The sequence below is a fragment of the Pantoea sp. DY-5 genome (assembly GCF_019795955.1).
GTDB classification, from domain to species: domain Bacteria; phylum Pseudomonadota; class Gammaproteobacteria; order Enterobacterales; family Enterobacteriaceae; genus Pantoea; species Pantoea leporis.
This window is the reverse complement of the sequence record NZ_JAIMIE010000001.1, coordinates 1,404,536-1,419,147: the sequence shown is the minus strand read 5'-3', so window position 1 is coordinate 1,419,147 and position 14,612 is coordinate 1,404,536. Positions and strand designations below refer to the sequence as shown.

Sequence of the window (14,612 nt, the reverse complement as noted above, 5' to 3'; positions counted from 1 at the left end):
TTATTCACCTTCGTAGCCGGGCGGCGTCGGTGCAGCTTCTGGCAGCACGGTATTGTTGTCGCCTAACATAATGTGGTCGAGAATCTGGCGCATCACAGTGCCGACAGCCGGACCAGCGCCGCCGTTTTCCAGAATCATGGTGACAGCCACGCGCGGTTTATCGTAAGGCGCGTAGGCGGTCATTAATTTATGGTCACGCAGACGTTCGGCAATCTTGTGCGCATTATATGTCTCATTCTCTTTAAGGCCGAAGACCTGCGCGGTACCGGACTTCGCCGCGATTTTGTATGGCGCATCGGCAAAGCTCTTGTGCGCAGTACCATTGGCGCGGTTGGCTACGCCATACATGCCGTCTTTGGCAATTTCCCAGAAGCCTGAATGAATATCGCCAATCGGCGCATCCGGTTGCTGACGATAGGGCACCATGGACTGGCCTTCACGGGTGGCGCGCAGCAAATGCGGCACTTTGATCACGCCGTCGTTGATCAGAATCATCATCGCTTTGTTCATCTGAATCGGCGTCGCCGTCCAGTAACCCTGGCCGATACCAACCGGAATGGTGTCACCCTGATACCATGGCTTTTTAAAGCGCTTCAGCTTCCATTCGCGCGTGGGCATGTTACCCGCGCTCTCTTGCGGCAAATCGATACCGGTGCGATGGCCGTAACCAAACTTGGTCATCCACTCTGATAGGCGATCGATGCCCATATCGTAGGCAACCTGATAGAAGAAGGTATCCGCCGATTCTTCCAGCGATTTAGTGACGTTTAGGCGACCGTGGCCCCATTTTTTCCAGTCACGATAGCGCTTTTCCGAGCCTGGCAGCTGCCACCAGCCGGGATCGAACAGGCTGGTATTGCGGTTGATCACGCCTGCGCTCAGCGCCGACACGGCAACGTAAGGTTTCACAGTGGACGCCGGTGGATAGGAGGCCTGCAGCGCACGGTTATACAGCGGACGGTTTTCGTCGCTTAACAGCGCTTTATAATCTTTGCTCGAGATACCGTCGACAAACAGGTTCGGGTCGTAGCTGGGGGTAGAAACCAGTGCAAGAATTTCGCCGGTGCGTGGATCGCTCACCACCACTGCCGCGCGGCTGCCGGTCAACAAGGTTTCAATGTACTGCTGCAGTTTGAGGTCAACCGTGAGGTAGATATCGCGTCCGGCCTGCGGAGACTGCTCGTGCAGCTGTCGAATGACGCGGCCACGGTTGTTAACTTCAACCTCTTCATAACCGGTTTTACCGTGCAGCACATCTTCGTAATAATTTTCGATGCCGAGCTTGCCGATATCATGTGTAGCCGCATAGTTAGGCCATTTGCCTTCCTGATCGAGGCGCGTAACGTCGCGATCGTTGATTTTGGAGACGTAGCCCACCACGTGCGTCAGCGTCTGGCCGTACGGATAGTAGCGACGCTGGTAGCCTTTTACTTCCACGCCAGGAAAACGGTATTGATTGACGGCGAAACGCGCTACCTGCACTTCGTTTAAACCGATTTTGACCGGAATCGAGGTAAAGCGGCGCGAGCGTTTGCGCTCTTTGTCAAACGCATCGAGATCGTCGTCGGTCAGATCCAGCACCGGACGCAGATCCTGCAAGGTCTGCTTAAGGTTTTCGACCTTTTCCGGCATCAGTTCGGCCTGATAAATGGTGCGGTTTACCGCCAGCGGTACGCCAGTACGATCGAAAATAATGCCGCGGCTCGGTGCCACCGGCACCAGCTTGATGCGGTTTTCATTTGAACGGGTGCTGTAGTCGTCAAAGCGCAGAATTTGCAGGTGGTACATGTTGACCACCAGAATGCTGGAGAGCAGCAGAATGCCAACAAAAGCCACCAATGCTCGGCGGACAAAAAGTTTCTGTTCGGCAGTGTAATCGCGAAAGGCGTTGCTCTGTAATTTCATCCGCTACATTTATTGTCTGGGGTTGTCAGGCGTTTATTCACGATGATAAGGATGATTCGTGGTGATGCTCCACGCACGATACAGGCTTTCCGCTACCAGCACACGCACCAGCGGATGTGGCAACGTGAGCGCTGACAGTGACCAGCTTTGTTCAGCAGCGGCTTTGCACGCGGGCGCCAGGCCTTCCGGACCGCCGATTAACAGGCTGACATCGCGGCCATCCAGTTTCCAGCGTTCAAGTTGCTGCGCCAGCTGTGGGGTTTCCCACGGCTGTCCGGGGATATCCAGCGTGACAATACGATTGCCTTTACCCACGGCGGCCAGCATCGCTTCACCTTCTTTTTCCAGAATGCGTTTGATGTCGGCGTTCTTGCCGCGTTTGCCGGCAGTTACTTCGATCAGTTCAAACGGCATATCTTTCGGGAAGCGGCGCAGATACTCCATGAAACCGGTCTGAACCCAGTCGGGCATTTTGGTGCCGACGGCCACAAGCTGCAGTTTCACGTCTTAGCTCCAGAGTTTTTCCAGCTCGTACAGCTGGCGGCTCTCTGCTTCCATCACGTGCACAATCACGTCACCCAGGTCAACGACCACCCAATCGGAGGCGGTTTTACTGTCTACACCCAGCGGCTTAAGGCCCGCAGTACGCGATTCCTGCACCACATGATCGGCGATAGAAGCGACGTGACGTGTTGAAGTGCCGGTGCAAATGATCATGCAATCGGTGATGCTGGATTTGCCCTGAACATCAATAGCAATGATGTCCTGGCCTTTGAGATCATCAATCTTATCAATAACGAACTCTTGGAGTGCTTTACCTTGCAAAAGGTTCCCCTTAAAAACAGGTGATTACGGACGGGCTAACGATGCGAGAAAGGTAGCCGAAAATGAAGCGGCGCAGTATAGCATGCTGCCTTTAGCTGCGATATAAGCCAACGCTATCGATGTAGCCGATCACTGCATCTGGCAGTAAATCCGCGCAGGAGATGCCTGCATGGCGGCGCTGACGGATTTCGGTGGCGGAAATGTCGAACAGCGGCGTATCCGCCAGCCAGATGTGTCCTGCCGGTGCGTGATGTAGCTGCTGCACATCATCGGCCAGATGCTCATCAAGCCACTGCTGCATCTCTGGCGTCTCCATTTGCGCGGCGTAACCTGGACGCTTACACACCAGCAAGTGACACAGCGACAATAGATCCTGCCAGCGATGCCATTTGGCTAACGTTAGCAGAGAATCCTGACCAATGATAAACCCGAGGGGCTGTTCTGGGCCGCGTTCCGCACGCAGTGCTTCCAGCGTGGCAACTGTCCAGGACGGCGTTGCACGCGCCAATTCGCGCATATCAATATCAAACAGCGGGCGATCGGCAATAGCACAGCGCAGCATCTCAACGCGCTGCTGCGCACTGGCTTCCGGCTGCGGGCGATGCGGCGGCACGTTGTTCGGCAGCAGCGTGACCTTTTTTAATCCCACTTGCTGTGCCAGCGCTTCTACCGGGCGCAAATGGCCGTAGTGAATCGGATCGAAGGTGCCGCCAAACAGGGCGTAAAGTTTAGACATCAGTAAAGCTCAGTGGGAAATCGCGGTGACACAGCAGCAGCGACAGCGTTTCCAGCTGCGGCCACAGGTTTTGTCCGTAATCTTGCTTCATGCTGAGTTCCAGCTCTGCCAGCAAATGCACCGCGCGCTGTAAACGCTGAGCATCAAGGCGCTGCAAAGCTTCGGTAAACAGCGCGCGACGGTTTTGCCAGATACGTTGCTGATCCATTAGCGTGCGCAGCGCTTGTTTCGCCTGATTCCGCTGCAGGTGCAGCAGCGTGAGTAAATCGCGTTGCAGCGTGCGCAGCAGAATCACCGCTTCGCTGTCCTCTTTCTCCAGCTGATGCAGGATGTGCAGGGCGCGTTTACTTTTCCCAGCCAATAGCGCATCCACCCAATGAAACGGGGTAAAGTGCGCGGCATCGTTGACGGCGGCTTCCACGCGCGGCAGCGTTAATTTGCCATCCGGCCACAGCAGCGATAAGCGTTCCAGCGCCTGCGACAGCGCCAGTAGATTCCCTTCGTAGCAATAGCAAAGCAGCTGGATCGCCGCATCATCTACGCTGAGTTTCATCGCTTTGGCGCGACTCGCCACCCAGCGCGGCAGCTGTGCCTGTTCAGGCGTCTGGCAAGGAACCAGCACCGCTTGCGCACTCAGCGCTTTGAACCAGGCGCTGTTCTCCTGCGCCTTAGTTAGTTTCGCCATGCGCAGCACCAGCAAAATATCGCTGTGCAGCAGCGTGGAGAGTTTCACCAACTGCTCGGCGATAGCGGCATTGGGGCCGTTTTCGGGCAGTTGCAGCGTCAGGGTTTGGCGTTGGGTAAACAGGCTGAGCGATTGGCAGCTAACGAAGATCGCATCCCAATCGGTTTGCGCATCAATGGTGACGCTGAAGTGCTCTTCAAATCCCTGTGCGCTGGCGGTAGCACGGATTGCATCCGCGCTTTCCTGAATCAGCAGAGGTTCATTACCGGTGAGAAAATAACAGGCGCGCAGCCCCTCTCGAAGCTGCGCGCTCAGTTGTTCAGGATAAATCCTGATCATTGCAGACTGGTAGCTGACGAAGAGGACACTTCCGGTGAGTTCTGTCCCGGTGCAATCGTCTCAGGCTGCGGCAAAGTATCTTTGTTGCTTTCCTGCGCGGCATGCACGGTCAGCAGTTTACGTACTAACTGCTCGGACGCGCGCTGACGCATCTCCTGCACGATCATATCTTGCTCGGCATCCTTCGCCAGTGCGGCGTTCGGGTTGTCGAAGAAAGAACGATACACGGTGGTGCTGATCGGGTAGATACCTTTACCCGGCAGCAGAACCTGTGCGGTGACCGTCATCACCAGCGAGTATTCCGCGGTGGTACCGCTGATAAACACCGATGCGGTATCGCGTCCCTGGCCTTCAGTACCCAGACGCAGCGTTGGGTATTTGGCGCTGGCCGCTTTGCTGTCTTCAATGATGGTGACATTGTTGATGCGCAGCTGCTGGCGTACGGCACGCGCCAGTGGGCCATAGGGATCGCCGCTCTGGACGATAAGGGTTTTCATCTCACTCGGCACCGAGGTGGTGCCGCGCGGGTGGAAACCACAGCCTGCGGTAATCACTACCGCAAGCAGGACAAACAGCCTGATAATCAGTTGTCGCACAGTTCCTCCTGAACTTAACCTACGACCAGGTTAAGCAGTTTGCCAGGGACATAAATCACTTTACGAATGGTGACGCCATCCAGATATTTCGCCACCAAATGCTCCTGCGCAGCACGCGCCTGCACCTGCTCCTGCGTGGCATCCGGCGCAACGGTAATCTTGCCGCGCACTTTGCCATTCACCTGCACTACCACCAGCAGCGAATCTTCCACCATGGCCGCTTCTTCGGCTACCGGCCAGCTGGCTTCGTCGATGCTGCCTTCGCCGCCCAGCGCTTGCCACAATACATAGCTGGCGTGCGGGGTGAATGGATAGAGCAGACGCGTCACCGCGACCAGCGCTTCCTGCAGCAGCGCGCGATCTTGCTCGCTCTCCTGCGGGGCACGGATCAGTTTGTTCATCAGCTCCATAATGGCAGCGATGGCGGTGTTGAACGTCTGACGACGACCCACATCATCGGCCACTTTGGCGATGGTTTTGTGCAGATCGCGACGCAACGCTTTCTGGTCGTCATTCAGGTTATTGACGTCCAGCGCCACGGTCGCGCCTTTCGCAATGTGCTCGTAAGCCAGTTTCCATACGCGCTTCAGGAAGCGGTTAGCACCTTCAACGCCCGATTCCTGCCACTCCAGCGTCATCTCTGCTGGCGAAGCAAACATCATGAACAGACGAACGGTATCTGCACCGTAACGCTCAACCATCAGCTGGGGATCGATGCCGTTGTTTTTCGACTTCGACATTTTGCTCATGCCGGCGTAAACCACTTCACGACCTTCGTTGTCGGTGGCTTTGATAATGCGGCCTTTCTCGTCGCGTTCTACGGTCACGTCAACCGGAGAAACCCAGTTACGCTCGCCGTTCACGCCGAGGTAGTAGAACGCATCAGCCAGCACCATGCCCTGACACAGCAGGCGTTTGGCCGGCTCATCAGAGTTCACCAGGCCAGCATCACGCAGCAGCTTGTGATAGAAGCGGAAATACATCAGGTGCATGATGGCGTGTTCGATACCGCCAACATACTGATCGACCGGCAACCAGTAGTTTGCCGCCGCCGGATCCAGCATGCCTTCATGGTAGTTGGCGCAGGTATAACGCGCGTAGTACCAGGATGACTCCATAAAGGTGTCAAAGGTGTCGGTTTCACGAAGCGCAGGCTGGCCATTAACGGTGGTTTTGGCCCACTCAGGATCGGCTTTGATTGGGCTGGTGATACCATCCATCACCACGTCTTCTGGCAGGATGACCGGCAGCTGATCTTCTGGCGTTGGCATCACGGTGCCATCTTCCAACGTCACCATTGGAATTGGCGCGCCCCAGTAACGTTGACGGGAAACGCCCCAGTCGCGCAGACGGTAATTGACTTTACGCACGCCCACGCCTTTGGCAGCCAGCGCATCGGCGATGGCGTTAAAGCCCGCCTGATGATCCAGACCGTTGTATTCACCCGAGTTGAACAGCGCGCCTTTTTCGGTCATCGCGGCAGCACTCAGGTCCGGTTCAGAACCGTCGAGATTCAGGATCACCGGCTTAATGTTCAGGTTGTACTTGGTAGCGAACTCCCAGTCACGCTGATCGTGGCCTGGAACAGCCATTACCGCGCCGGTGCCGTATTCCATCAGCACGAAGTTAGCGACCCACACCGGAATTTCTTCACCGGTCAGCGGATGGATAGCGAACAGGCCGGTGGCCACGCCTTTCTTCTCCATCGTTGCCATGTCGGCTTCGGCGACTTTGGTGGTACGGCATTCGTCGATAAATTCAGCCAGCGCAGGATTAGTGGCAGCGGCTTGCTGCGCCAGTGGGTGACCTGCGGCAACCGCCACATAGGTTGCACCCATAAAGGTGTCTGGACGGGTGGTGTAAACGGTCAGCTTCTCAGCGCTGTTGGCAACGTCAAAGGTGATTTCCACGCCTTCAGAGCGGCCAATCCAGTTGCGCTGCATGGTTTTGACCTGCTCCGGCCAATCTTCCAGCTTATCGAGATCGTTGAGCAGCTCTTCCGCATAGGCGGTGATTTTGACGAACCACTGTGGGATCTCTTTGCGCTCAACTTTGGTATCACAGCGCCAGCAGCAGCCGTCGATAACCTGTTCGTTGGCCAGCACGGTCTGATCGTTCGGGCACCAGTTCACCGCCGAGGTCTTTTTATAGACCATGTCTTTTTCATACAGCTTAGTGAAGAACCACTGTTCCCAGCGATAGTATTCTGGCTGGCAGGTCGCCAGTTCGCGGCTCCAGTCATAGCCAAAACCCAGTAATTTCAGCTGGTTCTTCATGTAAGCGATATTGTCGTACGTCCACGGCGCCGGCGCGGTGTTGTTTTTCACCGCAGCGCCTTCGGCTGGCAGACCAAACGCATCCCAGCCAATTGGCTGCAGAACGTTTTTGCCGAGCATACGCTGGTAACGCGCAATCACATCGCCAATGGTGTAATTACGCACGTGCCCCATGTGCAGGCGGCCAGAAGGATAGGGCAGCATCGAAAGGCAATAATATTTTTCTTTGCCTTCCTGCTCGGTCACTTTAAAGGTTTCGTTTTCGTCCCAGTGTTGTTGGACGCGGGATTCTATCTCTTCCGGGCGGTATTGCTCTTGCATGGCTGCCTGTGGTCCTTTGTGAAAATCGCTAAGCATACTTTTAGATCCGCATAGCATACCCATAAGGCTGCGCATCAACAACTTTTCACGCCCTCGCTGGCCGGATTTCTGCCGAATGCGCCGCCGCTTTCACCCTTTTGTGATTTCTTAGGTTGCTGCCGATGCAATTGTGACAAAACCGCTAAACTTAACAGCAGTATCCGCAGCGGAAAGGAGAATAAAATGAATAACGTGGCGCAGGAATACCGTGCAACGATTGAAGCATTATCCCAACGATTGGATCATGGCGAGCGCGATGTTGATGCGCTGGTTGCCGAGGCGCGGCAAAGTTTGCTGGCGAAAAAAACGCTGTCGCCCGCCGAGGTCAATGAAGTGATGCGCGCCGTGCGGCGCGATTTACACGAGTTTGCGCTGAGCTATCAGGAGTCTTCTGATGTGGTCGGCGATTCAGTGTTTTTGCGCGTGATTCGTGAAAGTCTGTGGAAGGAACTGGCGGATATCACCGATAAAAGTCAGCTCGAGTGGCGTGAAGTGTTTCAGGATTTGCGTCATCACGGCGTCTACCAGAGCGGTGAAGTGGTGGGGCTGGGGAATTTAGTCTGTGAGAAGTGCGGCTTCACACGGGCGATTTATACGCCAGAGAGCTTAACGCGCTGCCCGGAGTGCGGGCACGATCAGTTCCAGCGTCAGCCGTTTGAACCCTGATGAAGGGTAACCATGTCGTCATCCATGACGACCCAACGCAAGCGAGATAATCTTGTAGGGTGCGCATTCATGCGCACCTGGCTAGCAGAAGTTGAATCAGTGCAGGATTTTCGCCAGGAAGTCTTTGGCACGATCGGATTGCGGGTTGTTAAAGAAGTCATCCTTATTGGTGTCTTCGATAATTTTTCCTTCATCCATAAAGATCACGCGGTTGGCGACTTTGCGCGCAAAGCCCATTTCATGCGTCACCACCATCATGGTCATGCCTTCATTCGCCAGCTCAACCATCACATCCAGCACTTCGTTGATCATTTCAGGATCGAGCGCCGAGGTCGGCTCATCAAACAGCATCGCCACCGGATCCATGCACAACGCACGCGCGATTGCTACGCGCTGCTGCTGGCCGCCGGAAAGCTGGCCAGGAAACTTATCCGCGTGCGCAGAGAGCCCAACGCGTTTTAGCAAGCCCTGCGCTTTCTCACGCGAGGCCGCTTTATCACGCTTCAGCACTTTGACCTGCGCCAGCGTCAGGTTCTCGATGATGCTGAGATGAGGGAACAGCTCGAAATGCTGGAACACCATGCCCACTTTGCTACGCAATTGAGCGAGGTTGGTTTTTTTGTTGTTCACTTCGGTGCCAGTCACCTGAATGCTGCCCTTTTGAATCGGCTCCAGACCGTTCACGGTTTTAATCAGCGTTGATTTACCTGAGCCAGACGGACCGCAGACCACCACCACTTCACCTTTTTTCACTTCGGTGGAGCAGTCGGTCAGCACCTGAAAGTGCCCATACCACTTTGAAACATTTTTCAGGCTAATCATTTAAACCGTCCTCTTTCTTTTCAGATAGGTAACCAACAGCGAAGCGCTCAGGCTGATCACAAAGTAGACCAGACCAGCAAACAAAATCATTTCAACCTGGGTTCCGTCACGCTCACCTATGGTTGAAGCGGTGCGGAAGAAATCGGCCAGGCTCAGTACATACACCAGCGAGGTATCCTGGAACAGCACGATGCCCTGCGTCAGCAGCAGCGGCACCATGGCGCGGAACGCCTGCGGCAATACGATCAGTTTCATCGATTGCCAGTGCGTCATGCCGAGCGCCAGCGCGGCATTGGACTGCCCGCGTGAGATGCTCTGAATACCGGCGCGGATGATTTCCGAGTAGTACGCGGCCTCAAATAGCGCAAATGCCACCATGGCAGAAATCAGGCGGATATCGGATTTAGGCGATAAGCCCAGCACCTGTTGCAGGAAGGCGGGCACCACCAAATAGAACCACAGCAGCACCATCACCAAGGGTACGGAGCGGAACAGGTTAACGTACAGCTTGGCAAACCAGCGTATCGGCGCAATTGGCGACAAGCGCATCACCGCCAAAATCGTGCCCCAGATAATGCCAAACACCACGGCAATCGCGGTGATCTTGAAGGTAATGATCAACCCGTTCCACAAGTAAGGCAGGCTGGGAACAATTGAACTCCAGTCAAACTCGTACATTATTTGCCTCCCATATTGCCAGGCAGGCGAATTTTGCGTTCTACCACACTCATAATCAGCATGATGACCAGGTTAATGCCGACGTACGCCAGAGTGATGGCGGTAAAGGATTCATAGGCATGCGCGGAGTAATCCAGCAGCTTGCCGGCCTGCGCCGCCATATCCACCAGTCCGATGGTTGAGGCGATCGCCGAGTTCTTCACCAGATTAAGCATTTCCGACGTCATCGGCGGCACAATCACGCGATAGGCATTCGGCAGCAGCACATAGCGATAGGTTTGCGGCAGCGTCAGGCCCATCGCCAGGCCGGCATTTTTCTGACCGCGTGGCAGCGACTGAATCGCCGCGCGTACCTGTTCACAGACGCGCGCAGCGGTGAACAAGCCAAGGCAAATTGTTGAGGAGACAAAGAACTGGATGTTGGGATCCAGCTCCGATTTAAACCACATGCCCAGCTTTTCGCCCACCAGTTCTGGCGCTACCAGATACCAGAAGAAGAACTGCACAATCAGCGGGATATTACGGAATAGCTCCACGTAGCAGGTGCCAATCGCCGCCAGCAGGCGGTTGGGCACGGTACGCAGAATGCCAAATAAGGAACCTACCAGGAAGGCGATAATCCAGGCGCAGCAGGACACCGCAATGGTGACCTGAAAACCGGACCACAGCCAGCCGAGGTAAGTCGTATTGCCGAACGGGGCCTGTTCAAGAAAAATGCCCCAGTTCCAATCGATACCCATAACGAGCTCCGGTAAAAAAAGGGTAGCGAGGCTACCCATAAGATTGTTGAGCGGTGTCTTGCATCCTGCTTCAGGGGAACGGCCTGTTACAGTCTGTCTGTCCGCACCGCATGTTCAGCAATCGAGAGGGCAGCGGGGCTGCCCTTGTTGTCGTTGTTAATTCAGAGTGCTTTGTCGTTCGGTGCTTTGAACAGGGCCTGCATATCGCTTGAGAGTTCGAAGTTCAGGTTCAGATTCTTCGGTGGAATCGGTTTTTTGAACCAGGTTTCAAACCATTTTGAGGCTTCGCCAGAGGTTTGCGCTTTAGCAATGGTTTCATCCATCAGCTGTTTGAACTGTGGATCCTGATTACGCAGCATGCAGCCGTAAGCTTCTTTCGACTGCGGTGTACCCACGATGTCCCAGTTGTCTGGCTTCTTGGCTTTGGCACGTTCACCTGCCAGCAGCGCGTCATCCATCATGAAGGCCACAGCACGACCGGTTTCCAGCGTACGGAAAGAATCGCCATGGTCTTTCGCGCTGATGATGCGCATATCCATTTTTTGCTCGTCGTTCAGTTTGTGCAGCAGAACTTCTGAAGTGGTACCGGAGGTCACGACAACGGTTTTACCCTTCAGATCAGGGAAATCTTTGATGTCGCCGCCTTTTTTCACCAGCAGACGCGTACCGATGATGAACACGGTGTCAGAGAATGCCGCTTGCTTCTGACGCTCCAGGTTGTTGGTGGTAGAACCGCACTCAAAATCGTAAGTTCCGTTCTGCAACAGAGGAATACGGTTCTGCGAAGTAATCGGCAGCATTTTGATCTGCAAATCAGGCTTATTCAGTTTGGCTTTAATAGCCGCGATGATGGCGTTTGAATAATCCTGTGAATAGCCAACCACTTTTTGCTGGTTGTCATAGTAAGAAAAGGGAACTGATGATTCACGATGCCCAACGACGATCACGCCGCTATCATTGATTTTTTTCAGGGTACCGGTGAGATCTTCCGCTTGGGCCGCTCCCGCTGCTGCTCCCAACAGCAAAAGAGATAATGCCACTTTGCGTATCTGCATGTTCCAACTCCTTCGTATGGATGTCGCGCAGAACATAAACTGCGCAGATTGTGATGTTGTGTGTATTTCGTGCTGCTTTTTTTGTTATCCCATAGCGCAACCGCACGCAGGATAGTGATTAACATAGCGAATTGTTAACGCAATGAAACAAAAAAGTTTCTTTTTTGCGAGCCGCTCCGCACCAATAAAAGGCAAAAACTCCCCGATGCGCTAATAGAGTGCGCATCATTGCCATAAATTAGTGCGTAAAGGTTGCACTACGCTGACAAAAGCCGATGTTTACGAAAATCACTGAAATAAATAGCAATGATCGTGCCAGCACGATGAAGAAGTGTAAAAAGCCAGCAGAGAATCGGGGAAAGCACCACGGAAGGAAGAGAAAACAGCGCATAAAAAAGGCGAAGTATTCACTTCGCCTGTTTGCATAGCTGCCTGAACTAATGGCGACGGCGCAGAATGGCCACCACGATGCTAATCAACGTCACTAGCCACACTGGCCAGATGCCCGCTTTCGCATACGGCGTTTCACCCGTGGTTGGCGTGACTTTGGCTTCCAGCACATCGCGTGTGAACTGCGGCAGCTCCTTCTCCACTTCACCGTTGGCATTCACTACCGCTGTGACACCGTTATTGGTGGAGCGCAGTAACGGACGTCCCAGCTCCAGCGCACGCATGCGCGCCATCTGGAAATGCTGCCACGGTCCGATGGAGTGACCGAACCAGGCATCGTTGGAGACGGTCAGCAGGAAGTTGGTATCGGGACGGAAGTTGGCGCGCACTTGTTCGCCCAGCACGATCTCATAGCAGATAGCGCTGGTCAGGTGATAACCCGCTACTTTCAGCTGCGGCTGGACATAGGCGCCACGGCTGAAGGAGGACATCGGCAAATCGAAGAACGGCGCCAGCGGACGCAGCAACGCTTCCAGCGGCACAAACTCACCAAATGGCACCAGATGATTCTTCTGATAGCGGTTCTGGCTTTGATAGCTGTAAGGCTGCTCGCCACCCAGCACAATCACCGAGTTGTAGTCGTGATAGCGATTATCGCCTTCCACGCGAGAATCCACGATACCGGTAATCAATGAGCTGCCGCGCGCGCGCAGGTCAGCATCCAGCGCCCGCAGGAACGGCTGCTGGTTGCTTTCCAGATCGGTAATCGCTGATTCGGGCCAGATGATGATCGGCGCTTTGCCGATAAACGGCTGGCTGTAGGAAGTGTAAACGCGCAGCGTGTTCAGCAGTTGCTGCGGATCCCACTTCATCGACTGCGGAATATTGCCTTGCACCATCGCAACATCAACGCTGTGTTCCGGCAGCGGCTGATACCACTGCAACATGCGCAGCGGCCACGGCAGTAACAGCAGGAGCGCGGCGGCAATCAAGCTTTTAACGGTACGATGATGCAGCGCGTGCACCAGCAAGCCTGCGATCACCATCAACAGGAAGGTAATGGTTTCAACACCGGCCAGCGGCGCAAGGCCTTTTAGCGGACCGTCAATCTGGCTGTAGCCAAACTGCAGCCACGGAAAGCCGGTGAGCACCCAGCCGCGCAGGAATTCGCTAATCTGCCACAGCGCGGGTGCCGCTAAAGCCAAACGCCAGATTGTGGCGCGCGGCCAGAAACGGTTGAGCAGGGTGGCAAACAGCAACGGATAGAGCGACAGATAAGCCGCCAGCAGAATCACCAGGAAGATGTTCACCGGGCCGGGCATGCCGCCAAAGGTGGCGATGCTGACGTAAACCCAATTGATGCCGCTGCCAAACAGCCCAAAGCCCCAAACGAAGCCGATCGCCGCTGCCTGCGCAGTGCGACGTTCCAGCAGCAGCAGTTGCAGACCAAACAGCGAAATTAACGCCGCAGGCCAGAAATCGTAGGGGGAAAAGGAAAGGGTGCCAATGGCACCCGTAATTAACGCCAGCAGCAGGCGAACCCGCTGCTGCGAGTAAAGAGAGGCTAAAGCCATAAAGTTATTCGTCTTCCAGTTGCGGTTGTGGTGAGTCTTCCGGAATTTTTACATGCACCTGGATGATACGGCGGCTGTCAGCCATGGCGACTTTGAACTGATAGCCATCAATGACAATACTTTCGCCGCGAGCGGGAAGGTGGCCGAATCCCTGCATGACCAATCCGCCAATGGTATCGACTTCGTCATCGCTGAAATCGGTGCCAAAGACCTCATTAAAATCTTCAATTTGCGTTAAGGCGCGCATGGTATAGGTGTAACGATTGAGCTGACGGATATCACGATCTTCTTCATCGTCATACTCATCTTCAATTTCGCCAACAATCAGCTCAAGAATATCTTCAATAGTCACCAGACCCGAGACGCCACCAAATTCATCAATGACAATCGCCATGTGATAACGCTGTGAGCGGAACTCCTTCAGCATGCGATCGACGCGCTTGCTTTCAGGTACCACTACAGCGGTGCGCAGCACTTTTTCGATGCTGAACGGCTCAGACGCGCTGGCCATAAACGGCAGCAGGTCTTTGGCCATCAAAATGCCTTCAACGTGATCTTTGTCTTCGCTGATCACCGGGAAGCGTGAGTGCGCGGATTCAATAATCACCGCAAGGCACTCTTCCAGAGTCTGGTTGCGTTTCAGGGTGATCATTTGCGAGCGGGGGATCATGATGTCGCGCACGCGCTGTTCGGCAATGTCCAGCACCCCTTCGAGCATGTCGCGGGTGTCCTGATCAATCAGTTCTTTTTGCTCAGAATCGCGGATTAACCCCAGCAGTTCATCACGGTTTTTGGGTTCACCGTGAAACAGTTGGTTGATTAACAGGGAGAAAAATCCCTTTTTACTACTGGGTGCGTCGCTGTTTTGAGAATGGTCGTCGCTCATGGCGTTTTTATTTAGTTCTCTCTAATGAGGGATTGGGGCTGCTGGCATCCGCGCCAGCAGCGCAATAACCTGAACCAGC

Annotated in this window: 14 protein-coding genes; 1 reads left to right on the top strand and 13 read right to left on the bottom strand. The window is 54.6% G+C overall.

The window, feature by feature from the left end; translation table 11 throughout:
* The 7 genes from mrdA to leuS all read right to left on the bottom strand — a co-directional run bounded on the left by mrdA (window position 1) and on the right by leuS (window position 7,683).
* Window positions 1-1,905: a peptidoglycan DD-transpeptidase MrdA gene (mrdA, locus tag K5Y30_RS06755; protein WP_222181625.1), complete on the bottom strand. Its 1,905-nt coding sequence runs from the start codon at window positions 1,903-1,905 to the stop codon at window positions 1-3.
* Between the two features lie 33 nt (window positions 1,906-1,938).
* Window positions 1,939-2,409 carry a 23S rRNA (pseudouridine(1915)-N(3))-methyltransferase RlmH gene (gene rlmH, locus K5Y30_RS06750; protein WP_008103678.1) on the bottom strand — a complete coding sequence of 157 codons (471 nt, stop codon included), beginning with the start codon at window positions 2,407-2,409 and terminating at the stop codon, window positions 1,939-1,941.
* Between the two features lie 3 nt (window positions 2,410-2,412).
* A complete protein-coding gene (gene rsfS, locus K5Y30_RS06745; protein WP_008103673.1) occupies window positions 2,413-2,730 on the bottom strand; it encodes a ribosome silencing factor in 318 nt (105 codons plus the stop codon).
* 91 nt (window positions 2,731-2,821) lie between these two features.
* On the bottom strand, window positions 2,822-3,466 hold the full coding sequence (nadD, locus tag K5Y30_RS06740) for a nicotinate-nucleotide adenylyltransferase (RefSeq protein WP_222210752.1): 645 nt from the start codon (window positions 3,464-3,466) through the stop codon (window positions 2,822-2,824).
* On the bottom strand, window positions 3,459-4,490 hold the full coding sequence (gene holA / locus K5Y30_RS06735) for a DNA polymerase III subunit delta (protein WP_222210751.1): 1,032 nt from the start codon (window positions 4,488-4,490) through the stop codon (window positions 3,459-3,461). Before holA ends, nadD begins: the two co-directional genes overlap by 8 nt.
* Window positions 4,487-5,086, bottom strand: coding sequence for an LPS assembly lipoprotein LptE (lptE, locus tag K5Y30_RS06730; RefSeq protein WP_222210750.1), 600 nt, complete (start codon window positions 5,084-5,086; stop codon window positions 4,487-4,489). Before lptE ends, holA begins: the two co-directional genes overlap by 4 nt.
* Before the next feature lie 14 nt (window positions 5,087-5,100).
* Window positions 5,101-7,683 (bottom strand): leucine--tRNA ligase, encoded by a 2,583-nt coding sequence (gene leuS / locus K5Y30_RS06725; RefSeq protein ID WP_222210749.1) that lies wholly within the window; start codon window positions 7,681-7,683, stop codon window positions 5,101-5,103.
* A 222-nt stretch (window positions 7,684-7,905) separates the two neighbouring features.
* On the opposite strand from leuS, the gene K5Y30_RS06720 reads away from it, so the two are divergent.
* Window positions 7,906-8,388, top strand: a complete 483-nt coding sequence (locus K5Y30_RS06720) for a zinc ribbon-containing protein (protein WP_007890691.1) — start codon at window positions 7,906-7,908, stop codon at window positions 8,386-8,388.
* Window positions 8,389-8,484: 96 nt separating this feature from the next.
* Here K5Y30_RS06720 and K5Y30_RS06715 read toward each other — a convergent pair whose 3' ends face one another.
* The 6 genes from K5Y30_RS06715 to corC form a co-directional block, all read right to left on the bottom strand.
* Window positions 8,485-9,210, bottom strand: a complete 726-nt coding sequence (locus K5Y30_RS06715) for an amino acid ABC transporter ATP-binding protein (RefSeq protein ID WP_008103661.1) — start codon at window positions 9,208-9,210, stop codon at window positions 8,485-8,487.
* Window positions 9,211-9,888, bottom strand: a complete 678-nt coding sequence (gltK, locus tag K5Y30_RS06710; RefSeq protein ID WP_101763247.1) for a glutamate/aspartate ABC transporter permease GltK — start codon at window positions 9,886-9,888, stop codon at window positions 9,211-9,213.
* Entirely contained in the window at window positions 9,888-10,628 is a 741-nt protein-coding gene (locus K5Y30_RS06705) for an amino acid ABC transporter permease (RefSeq protein ID WP_061717388.1), read from the bottom strand. Before K5Y30_RS06705 ends, gltK begins: the two co-directional genes overlap by 1 nt.
* Window positions 10,629-10,789: 161 nt before the next feature.
* A complete protein-coding gene (locus K5Y30_RS06700; RefSeq protein WP_101763246.1) occupies window positions 10,790-11,683 on the bottom strand; it encodes a glutamate/aspartate ABC transporter substrate-binding protein in 894 nt (297 codons plus the stop codon).
* Window positions 11,684-12,120: 437 nt separating this feature from the next.
* Entirely contained in the window at window positions 12,121-13,647 is a 1,527-nt protein-coding gene (lnt, locus tag K5Y30_RS06695) for an apolipoprotein N-acyltransferase (protein ID WP_222210748.1), read from the bottom strand.
* 4 nt (window positions 13,648-13,651) lie between these two features.
* Window positions 13,652-14,533, bottom strand: a complete 882-nt coding sequence (gene corC / locus K5Y30_RS06690) for a CNNM family magnesium/cobalt transport protein CorC (protein WP_008103653.1) — start codon at window positions 14,531-14,533, stop codon at window positions 13,652-13,654.
* Between the last annotated feature and the right edge of the window lie 79 nt (window positions 14,534-14,612).

Coding starts and splice junctions, on each gene's coding strand:
- mrdA (WP_222181625.1), bottom strand. CDS start 1,905: ATGAAATTACAGAGCAACGCCTTTCGCGATTACACTGCCGAACAGAAA.
- nadD (WP_222210752.1), bottom strand. CDS start 3,466: ATGTCTAAACTTTACGCCCTGTTTGGCGGCACCTTCGATCCGATTCAC.
- holA (WP_222210751.1), bottom strand. CDS start 4,490: ATGATCAGGATTTATCCTGAACAACTGAGCGCGCAGCTTCGAGAGGGG.
- leuS (WP_222210749.1), bottom strand. CDS start 7,683: ATGCAAGAGCAATACCGCCCGGAAGAGATAGAATCCCGCGTCCAACAA.
- K5Y30_RS06720 (WP_007890691.1), top strand. CDS start 7,906: ATGAATAACGTGGCGCAGGAATACCGTGCAACGATTGAAGCATTATCC.
- K5Y30_RS06715 (WP_008103661.1), bottom strand. CDS start 9,210: ATGATTAGCCTGAAAAATGTTTCAAAGTGGTATGGGCACTTTCAGGTG.
- gltK (WP_101763247.1), bottom strand. CDS start 9,888: ATGTACGAGTTTGACTGGAGTTCAATTGTTCCCAGCCTGCCTTACTTG.
- K5Y30_RS06705 (WP_061717388.1), bottom strand. CDS start 10,628: ATGGGTATCGATTGGAACTGGGGCATTTTTCTTGAACAGGCCCCGTTC.
- K5Y30_RS06700 (WP_101763246.1), bottom strand. CDS start 11,683: ATGCAGATACGCAAAGTGGCATTATCTCTTTTGCTGTTGGGAGCAGCA.
- lnt (WP_222210748.1), bottom strand. CDS start 13,647: ATGGCTTTAGCCTCTCTTTACTCGCAGCAGCGGGTTCGCCTGCTGCTG.
- corC (WP_008103653.1), bottom strand. CDS start 14,533: ATGAGCGACGACCATTCTCAAAACAGCGACGCACCCAGTAGTAAAAAG.